Here is a 19,080-nt window from a genome sequence, read left to right on the forward strand (position 1 = left end):
GCAATGGCATCAGAAGGGCCAATCCGGCAGAGGTCCAGCATGAGCAAGCAAGTCATCGTCATCGGCGCCGGCATTATCGGCGCGTCCATCGCCTGGCATCTCAGCAAGGCCGGCGCGCAGGTGACGGTGACCTCGGAGAGCGGCGCAGGTGGCGTCGCCACGCCGAACTCGTTTGCCTGGATCAATGCCAGCTGGGGCAATCCGGAGATCTATTTCCGGCTGCGCATCCGCGCCATGGCCGAGTGGAAACGGCTGGCAAATGAGCTGCCCGGCCTGCCGCTCGCCTGGTGCGGCGGGCTATGCTTTGACCTGCCGGCCGACAGGCTCGAAGCCTACGCGGCCGAGCACTCTTCATGGGGTTACGGTATCGAACGCGTTGGCCGGGAGCGGGCGGCGCAAATCGAGCCCAATCTGGTCGGGCCTCCTGAATTCGCTGTCTATGTCGCCGAGGAAGGCGTGGCCGAGCCGGTGGCGGCGGCTAAGGCGCTGCTGGCAGATGCGGAACGGCACGGCGCACGGGTGGTCACGGGAACCATCGACAGGCTGGCTCTAACCAACGGCAAAGTTACTGGCGTGGTCATTTCGGGCGAGACGATCGCTGCCGACGAGGTGGTGATCGCAGCCGGCGCCGGCGCCCCGGCCATCGCGGCGACCACCGGCATCAAACTGCCGATCGAGACGCCGGCTGGCCTGATTGTCCACTCGCGGCCTTACAAAAAACTGCTCAACGGCCTGGTGCACGCCGAGAAGCTGCATATGCGCCAGACGGCAGAGGGCCGCATCATCGCCGGCTCGGATTTCGCCGGCGGCGATCCGGGCGAAAACCCCGACGCCACGGCGCGCGACTTGTTCGCGGCAATGAAGGCAGCCTTGCGCGGCGCCGACGGACTGGAACTGGATTTCCACACGGTCGGCTATCGCCCCAATCCGATCGACGGTTTTCCGATCATCGGCCGTGCCGAAAGTGTCGCCGGCGTCTATATCGCGGTCATGCATTCGGGCATCACGCTGGCGCCCGCCGTCGGCCTGTTCGCCACCCGCGAAATTCTCGACGGCGAGCGCGACCCGCTGCTTGCGCCTTACGGGCTGTCGCGTTTCGCTCAATAGCCGGGCGGACGGCGAAAGTCGCCGGTCAGCGGCTCGATTGCCCGGGCGATGCCAAGCAGCCGCGATTCGGACCAGCGCTTGCCGACCAGTTGCAGACCAATCGGCAGGCCATCGCGATCCTGCCCGCAGGGCATCGAAAGCGCTGGCTGGCCGCTGTAGTTGAACACGGCGCCATAGGCCGGCAGCATCCAGTAGCTCTGCTCCATGCCATCAACCGCGATCGGCGTTCCCGGTTCGCAATGCGGGAAGGCCGTGGTCATGGCGACCGGGCACAGCAAGGCGTCGTAGTCCTCGAAAAACCGGTCCCAGGCAAGGATCGAGCGGTCGCGTCTGGCGAGCGCTTCGAACCAGCGCGACACCGACGTCGGCTGCTCGGGCGGCTGCGGTTGTGCGGCCTCCAGCATCATGCCGATCAGCGCGCCGCCCCCAGCCAGATCGTCGTGCAGGTCGAGTTTTGGGAGTTCTGCTTCTTCGACGGTCGCGCCTGCCGTCGCGAGTTGCCTTGCCAGAGTTTCGACAGCGGCGCTGATGGCGGCAGCCACCGGAAACCCTGGAAAGGCAGGAGCGAAGGCGATACGCAGTGTCTTGAGGTCAACCGCCGGGATGTCTTCGACCGGTACAGCCGCAAGGTCGGTGTCGCTTCCATCCGGCCCGGCGATGATCTTGTAGATCAACGCCAGATCTTCGACGGTCCGCGCCAGCGGGCCGAGGCAGGACATCAGCCGCACGCTACGCGCAGCACCTTCCGGATCGGGAAAGGCGCCGGCCAGCGAGATACGGTGCTCGGTGGGTTTGAGGCCATAGACGCCGCAGAACGCAGCCGGCAGGCGGATCGAAGCCTGCATGTCGGTGCCGACTTCGAACGGCGTCATGCCCGAGCAAACGGCTGCCGCCGCACCGCCGCTGGACCCGCCCGCGGTGCGCGAGAGATCCCACGGGCTGCTGGTGCGGCCGAACAGCGGATTGTTCGACTGCCAGTCGGACAGCATCGTCGGCACATTGGTCTTGGCCATCAGCACCCCGCCGGCCGCCTTCAATCGGGCAACGACCGGGCTGTCCTGGCTGGCGACATAGTCGGCAAAGGGCGGGAAGCCGGTTGTGGTCTTCATGCCTGCCGTTTCATGCGTGTCCTTCAGCGTGAACGGCGCGCCGTGCAATGGACCGAGAGCGTCGCCCCGCGCCTGCGCTGCGTCGGCTTTTCTCGCGCGATGGTGGGCGCCTTCCCGGTCGAGATTGATGACAGCGTTGACCACCCCGTTGTGCCTGTCGATCTGGGCCAGATGGGCATCGAGCACTTCTACAGCGGAGACCTTCCGCTCGGCGATCGCAGCGGCGAGTTCGGTGGTCGAGGAAAAGACGAGGTCCATGATCAACGCTCCGGCTTGACCGCACTCGCCAGATCAAGATGGCGGACAGCGGCGCGGTTTCAAGCTGAGTGGAGCATTCGGGGGTCCACAGCGCTTGATCGGAATTGCGCTGCGGAGGTCGATCGAGGTCGGCGCTCTACGGCGCCCCCCCTCTGTCCTGCCGGACATCTCCCCCACGGGTGGGGAGATTGGATGTCACGACGGCTTTCGCCAATCTCCTGCGTTGAAAGAATGGCGCGGGGCGCGAAGCTGCCAATCTCCCCCCGTGTGGGGGAGATGTCCGGCAGGACAGAGGGGGGCGCTGTCCCGCGACGTTGCCATGATTTGCGACCAGGCGAAGGATTATCCGACCAGCGCCAGCTTGGCTGCGACGGGCACGAACGGGCGGATGGTCATGCCGGTCTTTGTCATGGTGACGAAGCTCGAGGGCGGGATCGCCTGCCACTCGCCACCGTCGCGATCAAACGGCTCCGAGACGATGCAGCCGCCGGTGCCCTTGCCAAAGGTGGAGGTGTAGAGCGTCGGTGCGTGATTGTCGCTGGCATAGCGGACGGCATAGAGCGACACGCCATCCGAGAAGGCCACGGTGAGTTTCAAAGCCGGCTCAATTCCGGCGCGGCGCGAGGCATCGACGACGCGGCTGGTGGCGCGCGACACGGCGCCTTGTGGATCGTCGGACAGGCCCTCGTCGATCATCAAGAGAAAAAAGAGTTCGGAATCGGTGGTGCCTTCGCGCTGGTCGAAGACGGCGTCGGAGAGCGAGTTTTCCAGCGTGCGGCGGATTTTCTCGAAGCCGCCGATCTGGCCATTGTGCATGAACGACCAGCGGCCGGAAATGAAGGGGTGGCAGTTCATGCGGCTGGTGGCGCCGCCGGTCGAGGCGCGGACATGGGCGAGAAACAGACCGGATTTGATCTGCCGGCACAGGCTCTTCAGATTGGGGTCCGACCAGGCCGGCAGGATGTCACGGTAGAGGCCGGGCTCGGGCCGGTCGCCGTACCAGGCGAGGCCGAAACCGTCGCCATTGGTCGGCGACTTCGCTTCCTGGGCGCAATGGCTCTGGGCGATCAGCGAATGGCAGGGCGCGGTGACGATGTCTTCGAGGAAGACCGCTTCGCCGAGATAGGCCGCCCACCGGCACATCGCTTTATCGTCCTCTAGGCACGATCCATGAGAGCCGACGGCTCCTTGGTCGCGTGCGAGCCTCTGTTGTGCGTCCGCTCGTAAAGCTCGCGAACGATTCGGCTTGCCGTAGAATCGAACAAAAACGGCAAGAAAGCGTGAATGAGCGCAGCACCAGCCGCCAGGAACAGTCGCGACGAGAACCACGCGGCAAAAGCCATATGGCCGAAATAGCTCTCGCCCACCGCTGCCGGGTGAGAGGTGAAAAGTCGTGCAAGCCGTGCCGTCATGTTGATCCCCTCCTGTCGGGCATGAAGACCCGATGGTGAGTATCCTGACATGGTCATCTGGTTCACTTGTCTCAAATTGTCCTTGTATCAGGCCAATTGTTGGGACAAATATCCCACATGTCAGTGGGAATCGATGAAATCGACCGCAGATTGCTGGCCGAGCTGCAACGCGACGGTACGCTGTCGGTCGACCAGCTGTCGGAAAAGATATCGCTGTCGCGCAATGCCTGCTGGCGGCGGGTGAAGCGGCTGGAGGAAGACGGCGTCATCACCGGCCGGGTGGCGCTGGTCGATGCCGACAAGCTCGGGCTCGGGCTTTCGGTGTTCATCCTGATCCGCACTTCCAACCATGACCCGGACTGGCTGCAGAAGTTTCGAGCGGCGGTGACCGGCTTTTCCGAGATCACCGGCGTCTACCGCATGTCCGGCGATCTCGACTATGTGCTGCGGGCTCGCGTCGCCGACGTGAAGGCCTATGACCGGCTCTACCAGCGGCTGATCGCCAAGGTGGCGTTGTCGGATGTCTCGGCGTCCTTCGTCATGGAAGAGATCAAGGAGACGACGGTCGTTCCGGTGGAACTGCGTTGAGGTCTCGGTGACGCCACAAAGAAAGCCGTTGATAGCGTTGCGGACGAATTGACCGAATCGCCGTTCGCGCCGATAGGATCGATTTTATGCGCGCAGCCCTCCAAAACTCCTCCGTCATCGGTCCCTCCGTCGGCTTCGTCAGGTTGCCGCATGGTGAGGGTTTACCGCTTCTAGCCTATGAGAGCACCGGCGCCGCCGGCATGGATTTGCGCGCCGCCGTCCCCGACGATCGGCCGCTGCTGATCTTGCCGGGCAAACGCGCCTTGGTGCCGACCGGGCTGATCCTGGAAATACCGGAAGGCATGGAAGGCCAGGTCCGGCCGCGTTCGGGCCTCGCCTTCAAGCACGGGCTGACCGTTCTCAACACGCCGGGCACCATCGACAGCGACTATCGCGGCGAGGTGAAGGTGTTGCTGATCAATCTCGGCGATGAGGATTTTGCCGTGACGCGCGGCATGCGCATCGCCCAGATCGTCTTTGCCTCGGTGGTGCAAGCGGCGGTCGAGGAGCGCACATTGGCCGGCGGCACGGCGCGCGGCTCCGGCGGCTTCGGATCGACCGGCACGGCCTGATGTCCCTACCCAAACTGGTTATCTTCGATTGCGACGGGATCCTGGTCGATACCGAGAATCTCGCCAATCGACGCCTCGCCGAATGGTTGACCGCCGCCGGCTATCCCACAAGCTTCGAATACTGCCGCAAGAATTTTTCCGGCCGCAGCATGGTGTCGGTGCAGAAGGAGGTCGAAGCGACCGGCGTCAGCCTGGGCACCGATTTCGTCGACCGCTGGAATGCCGGCCTGCCGGACCTGTTTGCTCATGGCGTGGAAGCTGTCCCCTATGTCCGGGAGTTTGTCGAAGCCGTGCGGGCTGCCGGCATCGCCTATTGCGTTGCCACTTCGGCACGGGTGTCGAAGATGCACATCACGCTCGGCCAGACCGGGCTGCTGCCGCTGTTCGAGCATGCGCTGTTTTCCTCGACCATGGTCGGTCGCGGCAAGCCGTTCCCAGACCTTTTCCTGCACGCGGCGAAAACGATGGGGTTTGCGCCCGCCGATTGCATCGTCATCGAAGACAGCGTCGCCGGGACGCAAGCCGGCATCGCCGCCGGCATGCGGGTGTTTTCCTATCATGGCGATCCGCTCTCCGACCGCGACGGGCTGGCTGAAGCCGGCGGCATCCTGTTCGATGACATGCGCGAGCTCGCGGGGCTGGTGCCGATCCACTGATCTGATCTTCAGGCAGGCTGTACACGGCAATCGTCCGTGCTAGCTTCCGCGCGCTCGACGCAACGAGACGCCCGCGCGCATGAAACCCACCCTCCTTCGCTTTCTCCTCGCCCTTGTGCTGCTGCCGTGCCTGTGGACGGCTGCTGGCGCGCAAGCCGATGACTATCCGGAGCTAGGCAGCGCCATCCCCGGTCACGGCAAAACCACCTATCTCGACCTGGCCCGGATGGTCATTCCCGACCTGACCGGGGATAGCAACGGCTTCTACCGAGGTGGATTGCCGATCGAGATGCGCCATATCGAGGGCCCTGATTCCGGCGGCTCGCCACCCGACACCACGGGCTTTTCCGGTGCCGGCGCGCTCGCCATCAAGGCTGGCGGCAAGGATCGGCTGGCCATGCTGTTCGACCTCGGCGACTCCCCCGACAGCGCCGAAGGCTATGCGGTGCTGGCGCTGTATGACATCACCGGCAAGCCGGCGCTGCTCGACGCCGTCAATGTCGCCGTCGACCGCAGCACCTCGTTTCGTGAACCCGGCAAGCTGTCCGTCGACGCCGGCGATGACGTGCTCATCACCACCAGCACGCATTTCAATTCGAGCCAGGGCTATGTCATCACGCCGCTGATCATGATCCGGAACGACAAATTCGAACTGATCGATATGATCTTTACCTTCGACGAGAACCTGTGCGCATACCGCCGCCAGCAGGAACCGGCTTTCCAGACGATTGCCGACGGCCAGCCCCGCAATGCCATCCAGGTGACGGTGACCGACGCCACCTTGCCGAGCGAAGAAAGCTGCGACGAGACGCCGCCCGCAGCCGTCTCGACCGCCATTTCCGTCACCTATCACTGGGACAAGGCAGCGTCGCGCTACGTCAAGGATTCCGACGCGCTGGACAAATTGGCAGCAGAGAACGCCAAACGCTTCTGAGCCAACCGCATTCGTTTGCCCGGGGCATTTCGGCACGCTAGAATCCGCCGCACAATTCCACAGATGAAGGGACGCGTTCATGGACAAGGGCAAGATCTTTCGCGACCTGCACGCCTCGACCTTCGTCATGCCCAATCCGTGGGATGTCGGCACGACCAAGCTGTTGGCCTCGTTCGGCTTCAAGGCGCTGGCGACGACCAGCGCCGGCTTTGCCTTTTCGCGCGGCCTGCCAGACGGCGCCGTGACGTTCGAGGCGATGATCCACCATTGCCGCGACGTGACGGCGGCGACCAGCCTGCCGGTTTCGGCCGATCTCGAGAAAGGCAAGGGCGACAGCCCGACCAGCGCCGCCGAGACCATTTTTGCCGCCGAAGCGGCTGGCCTTGCCGGCTGCTCGATCGAGGACCACACCGGCGACCCGGACAAGCCGATCTATGATTTTTCGCATGCCGTCGAGCGTGTCGCCGCGGCGGTCGAGGCGGCACGAGCGCTGAAGCATGATTTCGTCTTCACCGCACGGGCCGAAAATTTCTTGTGGGGCAAGCCCGATATCGACGACACCATCAAGCGGCTGCAGGCCTTCGAGAAGGCAGGCGCCGATGTACTCTACGCGCCGGGGCTCGGCGACGTCGAGACGTTGCGCGCCGTCTGCTCGGCGGTGACCAGGCCGGTCAATGTCATGGCGATGCCCGGCTTCACCATTGCCGACCTGGCCATGGTCGGGGTCAAGCGCATCTCGCTCGGGCCATGGCTTGCTAATTTCGCTTTCGGCATGCTGGAGACGGCGGCACGCGAAATCCAGCAGGACGGCACTTTCGGCTTCACCCGCGCCGCCATGCCGTTCGGCAAATTGCAGGCGCTGTTTTCCAAATCTTCAGGTTAGAACAGGCCTCAACGCATGACCCTCAAGGTCGTCGACATGCACACCGGCGGCGAGCCGCTGAGGATCGTCACCGCTGGCTACCCGGACATCCCCAAAGGCACGATCCTGGAAAAGCGCGCCTATGTGCGCGATCACCTCGATCATCTCAGGAAAATCCTGATCTTCGAGCCGCGCGGCCATTATGACATGTATGGCGCGCTGCTGGTCGAGCCCGATCTTCCCGGCGCCGACCTCGCGGTGCTGTTCATGCACAATGAGGGATATTCGACGATGTGCGGCCACGCCATCATCGCGCTCGGCCGCTACGCCGTCGACGAAGGCCTGGTGGCACGGCAGGAGCCGGTGACGACCGTTAACATCGAGGCGCCCTGCGGGCTGATCGTCGCCTCGGTAGAGGTGACGGACGGCAAGGCGGGTGCGGTGTCGTTCGAAAGCGTGCCGGCCTTTCTGTTCGCCCGCGACCAGAAGATCGAGCTGCCGGGTTTTGGCGCGATCACCTTCGACATCGCTTATGGCGGCGCCTTCTACGCGCTGGCCAACTGCCACCAGTTCGGCTTGCAATTCGGCCGCGACCGGGTGCGCGATTTCGTCGATGCGGCAACCGCGCTGACCGGGAAGCTCAAGGCCGAATTCCCGCTGTCGCATCCAGATCATTCGGACCTTGCGTTCCTCTACGGCACTATCCTGACCGACGGCAAGGATGCGTTTTCCGGCGAGGCGACGAAAAACATCTGCGTCTTCGCCGAAGCGGAAGTCGACCGCTCGCCGACCGGTTCCGGCGTCACCGCACGGCTGGCGGCAATGCATGCCAAAGGCGAGATCGAAATCGGCCAGGCACGAACCTTCGAGAGCATCGCCGGCTCGCGCTTTTCCGGCGCGGTGGTGCGGACGGCGAAAACCGACCCGCATGACGCCATCATCGCCCGTGTCGGCGGCCGCGCCTATTATTCAGGACGGACGGAATTCATCGTCGAGCCCGACGACGAGTTGGGGCGCGGCTTTTTGCTACGCTGAAGAAACGCCTAGCGCCGCGAAGAGCGGGCCGCTTCCCGCGCCGAGACCGCCTTGTGCAGGTGCACCATCATGGCGGCGGCAAACAGCGGCGTCAAAAGATTGAGCAGCGGCACGGCGAGGAAGGCGGCGATGATCAGGCCGGCGAGAAACACCGTGCCAGCGTATTTTCTGCGCAGGGCGCGGGCATCCACTTCGGGGCGAAAGCGCATGGCGGCGAATTCAAAGAACTCGCGCCCGAGCAGGTAGCCGTTGACGATGAAGAAAGCGGCGATGTTGATGCCCGGCACCAGGAGAAGCAGCAAAGCGACGAGGTTGCCCAGGATGACGACGCCGAAGAACCGTATCGACAGCACCAGCGAGCGCAGCGCCGGCATGGCGCGGCCGGGCGGGTCGCCGGGATAATCGGTGCCCTCGACCACTTCGGCGACATCGTCAAGGAACAGGCCGGCGACGATCGCCGTCACCGGCGCGATGAGCAGCGCCATCCCGAAGGCAAGAGCGATGGCGGCAATGATGCCGCCCAGCCATCCGGCCCAGGACGGCAGGCCGGGTACCAGCGTCTGGAGCCATGGCAAGGCCAGCCATTCCACCAGGCTGGTCAGGCTGAACCAGAGTGCGACCAGCGCCAGCAAGGTCAGTCCCAGCGTCTTCAGGAACACCGAGCGCAATTCGGGCGAGAACAGCCGGCTGGCGGCGGCGCGGGCGGCATCGAAAATCACGGCGTCTCCAACCTTGTGGCGAAGCGAACCTCTTCGAGATAGGCGGAGCCAAAGCAAGCCGCAAGCGCAGAGGACTCTTTGTCTGGACGCAATTCCGGGCGGAAAACCCCTTCACACTTTTCCTGGAATTGCCCTACCGCGCCAGCGCCGGCTTGTTGGCAGGGATGGTCATCGCCGCCACGCCGGCGACGACGAAGGCCATTCCCCACCATGCCGTGGGGCCAAGGCTTTCGCCGAGGAACAGAGCGCCGATGCCGACGCCGATCGGCACCCTGAGATAGGCCTGCGACGTCGTGCCGACCGAACCCAGCGTGTGGATGAGGCGGAAATAGATGCAGAAGGCCAGCGCGGTCGAAAAGACTGACAAGCCGAGCAAGGCGAGGATCGACGCCGTCGATGGCGTCAGCGTCCATGGCTGATCGAAGACGAGACTCGAGGGGACCAGCATGACGGCGCCGCAAAGCATGGAGCCGGCGGCCGGCAGCATCGGATCGAGCCCTTTGAAGCTGCGGCCGAAAATGGCAGCGCCGGCATAGCAGATCGTCGCCGCGACGATGGCAAGCTGAGCCCACAATTGATGGCCAAGACCGTCAAGCGCCTGGGTGCCGATGATCAGGCATATTCCAGCTATGCCGGCGCCGACGCCGAACAGTTTGCGGATCGTCACCGGCTCGTGGCGGGTGATGAGGGCGGTCAACAGGAAGGTGAAGATCGGCGAGGTGGCGTTCAGGATCGTCGCCAGACTGGCGTCCACCGAGCGCTCGGCCGCGGCGATCAACGTGAACGGCACGACGCTGTTGAGGCAGGCCTGGAAGGCGAAGCGACGCCAGCTTGCTGCATCGCCCGGCAAGGCCAGGCCGCGCCAGCGGATGATGGCGAGAAGAATGCCGCCCGCGATCAAGGTCCTGGCTGCGATCAGCGTTATCGGCGGGATCGTCTCGACGCCGATCTTGATGAAGCTGTAGGACGCGCCCCAGAGCACCGCCAGCACGAGGAGCAGCGCCAGCTCGGTCTTCATATCGATTTTTGCGGGCATGGCTGGTTCGCGCCTTCGGAAATGGTCGACCATGCTTTTAGGCAACGCCGGGGTGAAATGCTTCTGCCACGGTCGAATTGTCGCTGCGCCTCGAAGAGTGGGCGACCCCCGTATTTGTCGGCTAGGCAAAGCCGCGCTGAATCGCTAGACCCGCGCCGGGTCGGCGTGGCAGAAAGCCGGCAGGGTTTATTGGCGGAGACATTGATGCCGGATTATGACGTTCTTTGCATCGGCAATGCCATTGTCGACATCATCGCCCAGTGCGACGAGGCGTTTCTCGAGACGAACGGCATCATCAAGGGCGCGATGAACCTGATCGACACCAGGCGCGCCGAACTGCTCTACAGCCGCATGGGTCCGGCGATCGAAGCCTCCGGCGGCAGCGCCGGCAACACGGCGGCCGGCGTCGCCAGCTTCGGCGGCCGCGCCGCCTTCTTCGGCAAGGTGTCGAACGACCCGCTCGGCGAGATCTATGCCCATGACATCCATGCGCAAGGCGTCGCCTTCGACACCAAGCCGCTTCAGGGCCAGCCGCCGACGGCGCGCTCGATGATCTTCGTTACCCCCGACGGCGAGCGTTCGATGAACACCTATCTCGGCGCCTGCGTCGAGCTCGGTCCGGAAGACGTCGAGGCCGACAAGGCATCCGGGGCCAAGGTCACCTATTTCGAGGGCTATCTGTGGGATCCGCCGCGCGCCAAGGAGGCGATCCGCCAGACGGCGCGGCTGGCGCACGCCGCCGGGCGCGAAGTGTCGATGACGCTCTCGGATTCGTTCTGCGTCGACCGCTACCGGGACGAGTTCCTCGAGCTGATGCGCTCGGGCACCGTCGACATCGTCTTTGCCAACAGCCACGAGATCAAGTCGCTCTACCAGACCAAATCCTTCGACGAGGCGCTGGAAGCTATACGCAAGGACTGCAAGATCGCCGCCGTCACGCGCTCCGAAAAAGGTTCGGTGATCGTGCGCGGCGACGAGACCGTCACCATCCAGGCGACGACGATCCGCGAACTGGTCGACACCACCGGCGCCGGCGACCTCTATGCCGCCGGCTTCCTCTACGGCTACACCAAGGGGCGCAGCCTGAAGGATTGCGGCGATCTCGGCTCGCTGGCCGCCGGGCTGGTTATCCAGCAGCTCGGGCCGCGACCGCGGCAGAATCTGCGCAGCGCGGCCCAACTGGCCGGACTGCTTTAGGTCCGGCTGCGTCACCCCCGATGAGCGTCAGACGACGCCATCTGTCGTGCGCCTGTCACACATCGCACCTACATGCAAACTGAGACGTCCCGCGACTGACATTTCGGGACGTCCACGGTCAGTTGGGGTGTTCGGTGCAAGACAGCAACCTGTCGGGTCGCTGTGTCTGCTGTTGTTACCATTTCCGCTTCCTGTTGTAGCCATTTCAATTGGCCGCGGCTGGGGAAGAGAGCGCGTGGCCCGCAAGGCAGATACGTGACCAGATTTCAAAACCCGATGGATGGGATCTCGCAGGATGCCTTGGCAGGCCTGGTGGCGGAAGCGGTGCAACAGGCGCTGATCCGGCACGGCGTCGCTCTTGACACACAGACCCTGGTTTCAACCAGTGCCTTTGCCGGCAGCGTCGCCGCCAGCCTGCCTTTCCTGCCGCAAGCACAGCGGCGCGCGATCAGCTCCTATAAGGGTGAATGGAGAGCCCTGGCCTCTGAGTTCGTCCACACAATAGCAGCCGCACACCGCGACGCAGCGAATAGCCGGGATGAAAGCGCGACCTTGGCGTCGGCAATCGACAGCCGGAAACCCGCTTCGCAGCGCGAGCGAATCAACGATCTTCAATCGCTGCTGATCGAGGATTGGGCGGGCGAGGTCGCCGGTTCGACCTATCTGGAAGAGAATTTTCGCATTCCGCGCTCGACATTGCATCGCTGGCAAAAACGCAACGAGGTTATTGCGTTGCGCAAGGGCGGCCGCAAACACGTTTTCCCGCTCGCCCAGTTCATCGACGGCAGGCCGGCGCCCGGCATAAGCGAGGTGCTTTCGCTGATCGCCAATCCAAGGCTTGCGTGGTCATGGCTGAACCGTCCTTCACCCGAGCTCGGTGGCCGCATCCCGATTGAAATGCTCAAGCAGGACTTGGTGCAGGATGTTGTGAAGGCCGCGCGAGGATCCTCCCTGGCCTGATTTCAGGCATGGAATCAAGGTTTTGGACAGAGCCGATCACCGGCGTATTAGCCAACTAATGTTTCATAATTATGTAATATTGTTTGAGTCGCTTGATCAGGCATTTGGCACATAAATTTGTACAGAATGTGCCACATGTTCCATCTTATTTCGGTTTTCGTGGCATTTACGCAACAATACTTTTGGAAGAATCCATAAAACACTCTTTCGCCACGATCTGTGTTGAACGCCGCCGCCGCATCGGTCATGTCGAAGCTGAAGAAGCGGCGCGGTGCGCGTCTTTTTCGATGGTGGGGATGGGGCAGAAACGCTGCGAACGAGCAGGACGCCCGACCTGTTTTGACCCTTTGACTGACTGGAGATTCAGAAAATGAACATCAAGAGCCTTCTTCTCGGCTCCGCTGCGGCCCTGATCGCAGTTTCGGGTGCACGCGCCGCCGACGCGGTCGTCGTCGCCGAGCCGGAACCGGCCGAATACGTCAAGATTTGCGACGTCTACGGCGCCGGTTACTTCTACATCCCCGGCACCGAAACCTGCCTGCGCATCGGTGGCTACATCCGCTATGACGCCAGCTTTGGCGACGCCGGCCGCGTCCTGGACGGCGCAACGACGCATGACCGCATGGACGGCGACCAGCAGCAGACCTGGAACAAGAACGCTCGCTTCAATTTGAAGACGTGGACCGGCCAGGAAACCGAACTCGGCACCTTGAAGACCTATACCGAGACCCGTTTCAACTGGGGCAATAGCAACGTTACGGAAGGCGGCGTGGTGTTCAGCGAGGCCGGCAACAAGGCTGTCGACCTGCACTTCGCCTGGATCCAGCTTGGCGGCTTGCGGGTCGGTAAGGACGAAACCGTCTATGACTCGTTCATCGGCTACGCCGGCAACGTCGTCCAGGACACCATCATCCCCTATGGTCTCAAGGACACCGGCCTGATCAGCTACTACTTCGATGCCGGCAGCGGCTTCTCGGCGGTGGCTTCGCTCGAAGAAGGTTCGGGCGCCGAGACCATCGACAGCTATGTTCCGCATATCGTCGGCGGCGTGAAGTACAAGGGCGACTGGGGCTCGATCACCGCGGTCGGCGCCTACAACAGCAACTGGGAAGAATGGGCAGGCAAGATCCGCCTTGACGTCAAGGCGACCGCGGACCTGACGCTGTTCGTGATGGGCGGCTATGGCACCGATGACAACAAGGCAACGAACTTCTACAAGCCGTGGACCGGAAACTTCGCCGTCTGGGGCGGCGGCACCTACACGATCAACAAGAAGACGGCGCTCAACGCCCAAGTCTCGTACACCGATGCCAAGGACTTCGCCGTGGCGGCGAACATCGCCTACACCATCGTTCCCGGCTACACGATCACCGCCGAAGCCGACTACTACGACAATTTCGACAAGAGCAATTCCGACGCGATCGGCGGCATCCTCCGCTTCCAGCGCTCGTTCTAATAGCCTACCGATTGTACAGAGACGGCCCGCAGCACGTCGCTGCGGGCCGTTTCATTTCAGGGACGACAGTGGACCCGCTGCGGGATCAGGCGGTGCGGCGAAGGTCGTCGGAGGTCGGCCCGAGTTCCAACGCCTCGGCGGTGACCAGGCGGTTGCGGCCGCTTTTCTTGCCGATGTACATCAGCCGGTCGGCGAGCGTTATCAGCGCCTCCGAATCGGGCGCTTCCGACGGATAGATGGCGACGCCAACCGTGCAGCCGACATGGATGGCGCCAGTCGGCGTCGGTACCTTGATGCGCAGCTTCTCCAGGATGCGTTCGGCGACACGCACGGCTTTTTGACGGGCCTGGTCGGCCGCGCCCGAAAACAGGAAGGCGAACTCGTCGCCGCCAAGCCGCGCCACGAAATCGGCGCTGCGCAGGATCGTGCGAAGCTGGCCCGACACCTCCAGCAGGAGCGCGTCACCCGCCTCGTGGCCGAGCGTGTCGTTGACCTTCTTGAACCTGTCGAGATCGATGAACAGCAGGCCGGCTGCCTGGCCGGTACTGTCGCAGCGGTCGATCACCGACCTCAGTTCGTTGTGAAAGGCGCGGCGGTTGGGCAGGTCGGTCAATGCATCGTGGTTGGCCGAGTGGTCGCTATGCTGCTTGGCCAGCTCGATCTCGCGCTTTTGCACGGAGAGCTCTTCGTTGGCGGCCTTGAGTTCGAGCAGCAGTTCGGCATTGAGGTCCTCGACAACCTTGCGGTCGCTGATGTCGACGACGAAACCCTCGAGGAATTCGAGTTCGCCGGCGTCATCCCAGACGCCGCCGCCGATCTCGCGGACCCAGAGCGGTTCGCCTGCCTGCGGCACGATGCGGTAGTCGACGTTCCAGTTGCAGCGCGCCGCAAGCGCGGTGTCTACGGCGGCATAGACAGCGGCGAGATCGTCCGGGTGGATCGCCGAGACGTAGTCGCGCACAGCGTTGTGAATGAAGTCGCTCGGCCGATAGCCGCTGACGGTGAAAATGCCGTCGCTGATGTAGAGCATGGTGTAGGAGGAATCGTTGCGGCAACGGTAGAGATAGCCGTCCATGCGGCCGGTGATGCTGAGCAGCGCATCCAGGCGCTCGTCGTGGACGACCCCCTGGCCGACCACTGAAACCGTGTCATGCTTCATGGCCGCACTCCCGTTTTGGCGGTCTGAGCGCGCCCGAATGCCGTAAGGGCATGGGCAAGAACGTCCCCTATAGCAGTCGAGTATTATCAATCCCTTATGGAAATTGGCGATTTGCGACCAATTCGGCTGGAATCGCGAGATTCCTGGGGTTGGGGGCTCCGGGGCGGCCGTTCGTCAGTCTGCCTTCCGTTATGGCTTCGGGCCTTGCCTCACTCGAAAAGCGTTCGCGGGCTCACCGTCGGCTTTTCGTCCGCAGCGCGGGCGTCAAGCCCCCGCGCTATACGCCGCGATGGCCGCCATGTTGACGATGTCTGAATCCTTGGCGTTGAGCGAGACGATCTGCACCGGTTTGTTGAGGCCGACCAGCAGCGGGCCGATGACGGTCGAGCCGCCGAGTTCCTGCAGCATCTTGGTCGAGATCGAGGCCGAGTGGAAGGCCGGCATGATCAGCACATTGGCCGGGCCGGTCAGGCGGATGAAGGGATATTGCGCCATGGCGCGGGCGTTGAGCGCGACGTCGGCGGCCATTTCGCCATCATACTCGAAATCGACGCGGCGCTTGTCGAGGATGCGCACCGCTTCCTGGACGCGCTCAGAGCGTTCGCCCTGAGGATGGCCGAAGGTGGAATAGGCGAGCATGGCCAGCCTCGGCTCGTAGCCCATGCGGCGGGCAAAGCCGGCGGCTTCCTCGGCGATGTCGGCGATCTGCTCGGCATTGGGCATATCATGCACGGCAGTGTCGGCAACGAGCACAGTGCGGCCGCGCGCGAGCACGATCGACACGCCGATGACGCAGTGGCCCGGCCTGGCGTCGATGACGCGGCGGATGTCTTCGAGCGCGGTGGAATAGTTGCGGGTGACGCCGGTGACGATGCCGTCGGCGTCGCCCAGCGCCACCATGCAGGCGGCGAAGTGGTTGCGGTCGTTGTTGATCAGGCGCTGGCAATCGCGGAACAGAAAACCTTTGCGCTGCATGCGCTCGTAGAGATAGTCGGTGTAGATGCCGTTGCGGCGCGACAGCCTCGCATTGATGATCTCGATGCCTTGCTTGTCGAGCTCGATGCCGGCGTTGCGGGCGTTCTCCTTGATGACATCGTCGCGGCCGAGCAGGATGGCGGTGCCGAGCCGCTGGTTCACATAGGAGACGGCGGCGCGCATTACCTGCTCCTCCTCGCCCTCGGCGAAGACGATGCGCTTGGGCTGGCGGCGCACGCGGTCGTAGATGCGCTGCAAGGTCGAGGCGATCGGGTCGCGGCGGGCGGACAGCTCCTGCTGGTAGCGGTCGAGATCGAGGATCGGCTTGCGGGCGACGCCGCTATCCATCGCCGCCTTGGCCACCGCGATCGGGATGGCCGAGATCAAGCGCGGATCGAACGGCACCGGAATGATGTAGTTGGGGCCGAATTTCGGCCGGTTGCCCTGATAGGCGGCGGCGACATCGTCGGGCACGTCCTTGCGCGCCAGTTCGGCGAGCGCGCGGGCGGCGGCGATCTTCATGTCGTCATTGATGGTGGTGGCGCGCACATCCAACGCGCCACGGAAGATATAGGGGAAGCCGAGCACGTTGTTGACCTGATTGGGGTAATCAGAACGCCCGGTGGCCATGATGGCGTCGGTGCGGATCTCGGCCACTTCCTCGGGCGTGATTTCCGGATCGGGGTTGGCCATGGCGAAGATGATCGGGTTCTTGGCCATCGACTGCACCATGGCGGTGGTCAGCGCGCCCTTGGCGGAGAGGCCGAGGAAGACATCGGCGCCATCGAGCGCCTCGGCCAGCGAGCGCGTGTCGGTCTTGACCGCATGCGCCGACTTCCACTGGTTCATGCCCTCGGTGCGGCCTTGGTAGACCACGCCCTTGGTGTCGCACAGGATGATGTTGTCGGGGGTAAAGCCCATCGCCTTCATCAGTTCGATGCAGGCAATGCCGGCGGCACCGGCGCCGTTGCAGACCATTCTGGTGGTCTTCATGTCGCGGCCGGTGATTTCCAGCGCGTTGATCAGGCCGGCGGCCGAGATGATGGCGGTGCCGTGCTGGTCGTCGTGGAAGACCGGGATATCCATCAACTCGCGCAGCCGCTGCTCTATGATGAAGCACTCCGGCGCCTTGATGTCCTCGAGATTGATGCCGCCGAAGGACGGGCCAAGGAAGCGCACGCAGTTGATGAACTCGTCGGCATCCTCGGTGTCGACTTCCAGATCGATGGAATCGACATCGGCAAAGCGCTTGAACAGCACCGCCTTGCCTTCCATCACCGGCTTGGAAGCCAGCGCGCCGAGATTGCCGAGGCCGAGAATGGCGGTGCCATTGGAAATGACGGCGACCATATTGCCGCGCGTCGTGTAGTCGAAGGCGCGGCTGGGGTCCTCGGCGATGGCCAGGACAGGAACCGCGACACCCGGCGAATAGGCGAGGCTCAAATCGCGCTGCGTTGCCATCGGCTTGGTGGCGACGACCTCCAGCTTGCCGGGGCGGCCCATGGAGTGGAACTCCAGCGCTTCCTGCGCGCTGACGGAGGGACCGTTATTTTCGGTTTTCCTGGCCATGATGCTTTTGATTTCCTCGCCCATGCGGCACCCTTGAGACGGGCGCGTGTTTTTTAAAGTTCCCTAAGGCTACACGCCGCCGCTGTAAACCGACAAGCGATCTCGTGCATGTCTCGGAATTTATCCGGTCAGGGCCGGCCGGACCCGCTGGCGAGCGCGGCAAAGTCCCGCGCCTGGTCGCGCACCGGTCCCCATCGCATCAGGCCCTGCGTGCCGGAAAACGGCCAAGTCTCGATTGGTGGGGCGCTGCTGCCTTTGCGTCGCAGAAGCGCCGACAGGTAGGCCATCAGCTCGATGCGCTGGGCGCGAACCTTCTCGAGCGTCCTGCCGCGAACTTCCTCGCGTGGTATGGCGCGGTCGCGCAAAGTCTCGACGGCACGGCGGATGGCCGCCGGTTCCGGGTCGGCGATGATGCAATAATCCGGATCGAAATAGACATCGCGGCCGCCGAGGCTCGGTGTGCTGACGATCGGCAGCCCGGCCATCAGATACTCCATCGAGGAATACATCGCGCCTTCGCTTGCCGACAGGCAGAGCCCGACCGCGGCCTGGTTGTAGGCGCGGTTGACCTCGCTGGCTGTCAGTCTTCCGGGCATGCCATCGACGATCGGATTGACGATGCGGTGAAGCGGCGACTGTGCCTGCAGACGCCGGATGAAGGCCCGGGCGGCGGCGGGAGGCAGTTCGCCGATCGAATAGGTGACGTGCGCCAGCCGCTCGATTTCGAAGGCAAGATGATGACGCTTTGTCGGTGAGATGCGGCCATTGTAGATGGCGTCGAATTCGACCGGCACATCCGGCAGCGGTCGAAAGACGTTTTCCGATATCATCAGATTGTGATTGGAGAAAATGGCATTGCCGCCGACCGCGGCGATCAGACGGCGCTCTTCCTCGGTGTTGCACAGGAAGATGACCTCATGCAGGGGAAATTGCCTGGCATACCAGTCTAGGTCGCGGCCCATCCGGGCGACGACATCAGGCCTTTCGAACGTCCAGCTCGGCATCATCAGGAACGTGACCTGGCGTGACGCCAGGCGCCGGCCAATCGCCGCCAGCGGATAGAGGGGGCGAGGGCCGCCAACCGGCATATACAGCACCAGCGGATCGCGATTGAAGACATGGGCCGCAATCTCGATGCCGCCATCGAGATCGGACAGCGGGCCACGCGCCGGGAGGATGAAAGGCAACCGCTTGCGCGCCGCAACCCTCAGTTTGTTCTTGGTTCGATCGGCTCGTCGTGCCGCCAAAAGCAACAGACGCGTGATCGTCGACTCGACGGGACCAACCATCTCATCGAACGTCTCCTGCTTGTCCTGGTCCACCCACGATTCCCCATAATCTCGCCCTAGAGATCATAGGGCCTGGCCCTCGCCCGGCGCAACCTGAGTGGCCTTTGGCAGCTGAGATTCGTTGCGAGCCCTCGGAACCGCCGTCGTCCCCTGTTTTCCACAGCCGCCGGCATTAAACCGTCCGGCC

18 protein-coding genes are annotated in these 19,080 nt (G+C 63.5%); 10 read left to right on the top strand and 8 right to left on the bottom strand.

What is annotated here, in order from left to right:
• Positions 1-39: 39 nt before the first annotated feature.
• Positions 40-1,107 carry an NAD(P)/FAD-dependent oxidoreductase gene (locus AC1DXN_RS09220; RefSeq protein WP_477275634.1) on the top strand — a complete coding sequence of 356 codons (1,068 nt, stop codon included), beginning with the start codon at positions 40-42 and terminating at the stop codon, positions 1,105-1,107.
• On the opposite strand, the gene AC1DXN_RS09225 is transcribed toward AC1DXN_RS09220, so the two are convergent.
• From AC1DXN_RS09225 to AC1DXN_RS09235, 3 genes are all read right to left on the bottom strand, one after another.
• Complete coding sequence (locus AC1DXN_RS09225; protein ID WP_477275636.1) at positions 1,101-2,474, bottom strand: amidase; 1,374 nt, start codon at positions 2,472-2,474, stop codon at positions 1,101-1,103. The genes AC1DXN_RS09220 and AC1DXN_RS09225 overlap by 7 nt on opposite strands.
• A gap of 342 nt (positions 2,475-2,816) precedes the next feature.
• On the bottom strand, positions 2,817-3,617 hold the full coding sequence (locus tag AC1DXN_RS09230) for a class II glutamine amidotransferase (RefSeq protein WP_477275638.1): 801 nt from the start codon (positions 3,615-3,617) through the stop codon (positions 2,817-2,819).
• A gap of 14 nt (positions 3,618-3,631) precedes the next feature.
• Positions 3,632-3,886 (bottom strand): DUF6356 family protein, encoded by a 255-nt coding sequence (locus AC1DXN_RS09235; RefSeq protein WP_477275640.1) that lies wholly within the window; start codon positions 3,884-3,886, stop codon positions 3,632-3,634.
• Positions 3,887-4,003: 117 nt separating this feature from the next.
• Here AC1DXN_RS09235 and AC1DXN_RS09240 point away from each other — a divergent pair, with 117 nt between their 5' ends.
• From AC1DXN_RS09240 to AC1DXN_RS09265, 6 genes are all read left to right on the top strand, one after another.
• A complete protein-coding gene (locus AC1DXN_RS09240; protein ID WP_477241312.1) occupies positions 4,004-4,474 on the top strand; it encodes an Lrp/AsnC family transcriptional regulator in 471 nt (156 codons plus the stop codon).
• An 86-nt stretch (positions 4,475-4,560) separates the two neighbouring features.
• On the top strand, positions 4,561-5,046 hold the full coding sequence (gene dut / locus AC1DXN_RS09245) for a dUTP diphosphatase (RefSeq protein WP_477275642.1): 486 nt from the start codon (positions 4,561-4,563) through the stop codon (positions 5,044-5,046).
• On the top strand, positions 5,046-5,702 hold the full coding sequence (locus AC1DXN_RS09250; protein ID WP_477275644.1) for an HAD family hydrolase: 657 nt from the start codon (positions 5,046-5,048) through the stop codon (positions 5,700-5,702). The genes dut and AC1DXN_RS09250 overlap by 1 nt, the downstream gene beginning before the upstream one ends.
• A gap of 79 nt (positions 5,703-5,781) precedes the next feature.
• A complete protein-coding gene (locus AC1DXN_RS09255) occupies positions 5,782-6,636 on the top strand; it encodes a hypothetical protein (protein ID WP_477275646.1) in 855 nt (284 codons plus the stop codon).
• A 79-nt stretch (positions 6,637-6,715) separates the two neighbouring features.
• Positions 6,716-7,519, top strand: coding sequence for an isocitrate lyase/PEP mutase family protein (locus tag AC1DXN_RS09260; protein ID WP_477241305.1), 804 nt, complete (start codon positions 6,716-6,718; stop codon positions 7,517-7,519).
• A 15-nt stretch (positions 7,520-7,534) separates the two neighbouring features.
• Complete coding sequence (locus AC1DXN_RS09265; protein ID WP_477275648.1) at positions 7,535-8,533, top strand: proline racemase family protein; 999 nt, start codon at positions 7,535-7,537, stop codon at positions 8,531-8,533.
• Positions 8,534-8,541: 8 nt separating this feature from the next.
• Here AC1DXN_RS09265 and AC1DXN_RS09270 read toward each other — a convergent pair whose 3' ends face one another.
• Together AC1DXN_RS09270 and AC1DXN_RS09275 are read right to left on the bottom strand one after the other, a co-directional pair.
• The gene (locus AC1DXN_RS09270) at positions 8,542-9,252 is read right to left on the bottom strand and encodes a sulfate transporter family protein (protein WP_477275650.1); all 711 of its coding nucleotides are present in this window, start codon (positions 9,250-9,252) and stop codon (positions 8,542-8,544) included.
• Between the two features lie 133 nt (positions 9,253-9,385).
• Positions 9,386-10,288 (bottom strand): DMT family transporter, encoded by a 903-nt coding sequence (locus tag AC1DXN_RS09275; protein ID WP_477275652.1) that lies wholly within the window; start codon positions 10,286-10,288, stop codon positions 9,386-9,388.
• 204 nt (positions 10,289-10,492) lie between these two features.
• On the opposite strand from AC1DXN_RS09275, the gene AC1DXN_RS09280 reads away from it, so the two are divergent.
• The 3 genes from AC1DXN_RS09280 (at position 10,493) to AC1DXN_RS09290 (ending at position 13,901) form a co-directional block, all read left to right on the top strand.
• Positions 10,493-11,485, top strand: coding sequence for an adenosine kinase (locus tag AC1DXN_RS09280; protein ID WP_477275654.1), 993 nt, complete (start codon positions 10,493-10,495; stop codon positions 11,483-11,485).
• A gap of 255 nt (positions 11,486-11,740) precedes the next feature.
• The gene (locus AC1DXN_RS09285) at positions 11,741-12,445 is read left to right on the top strand and encodes an antitoxin Xre/MbcA/ParS-like domain-containing protein (RefSeq protein WP_477275656.1); all 705 of its coding nucleotides are present in this window, start codon (positions 11,741-11,743) and stop codon (positions 12,443-12,445) included.
• Positions 12,446-12,815: 370 nt separating this feature from the next.
• Complete coding sequence (locus AC1DXN_RS09290; protein WP_477275658.1) at positions 12,816-13,901, top strand: porin; 1,086 nt, start codon at positions 12,816-12,818, stop codon at positions 13,899-13,901.
• Positions 13,902-13,986: 85 nt separating this feature from the next.
• On the opposite strand, the gene AC1DXN_RS09295 is transcribed toward AC1DXN_RS09290, so the two are convergent.
• The 3 genes from AC1DXN_RS09295 to AC1DXN_RS09305 all read right to left on the bottom strand — a co-directional run bounded on the left by AC1DXN_RS09295 (position 13,987) and on the right by AC1DXN_RS09305 (position 18,926).
• Complete coding sequence (locus AC1DXN_RS09295) at positions 13,987-15,060, bottom strand: diguanylate cyclase domain-containing protein (RefSeq protein WP_477241291.1); 1,074 nt, start codon at positions 15,058-15,060, stop codon at positions 13,987-13,989.
• Positions 15,061-15,324: 264 nt separating this feature from the next.
• Positions 15,325-17,604: an NADP-dependent malic enzyme gene (locus AC1DXN_RS09300; RefSeq protein WP_477275660.1), complete on the bottom strand. Its 2,280-nt coding sequence runs from the start codon at positions 17,602-17,604 to the stop codon at positions 15,325-15,327.
• A 128-nt stretch (positions 17,605-17,732) separates the two neighbouring features.
• Positions 17,733-18,926: a glycosyltransferase family protein gene (locus AC1DXN_RS09305; RefSeq protein ID WP_477275662.1), complete on the bottom strand. Its 1,194-nt coding sequence runs from the start codon at positions 18,924-18,926 to the stop codon at positions 17,733-17,735.
• Between the last annotated feature and the right edge of the window lie 154 nt (positions 18,927-19,080).

The organism is Mesorhizobium sp. P2_H9, assembly GCF_056403215.1.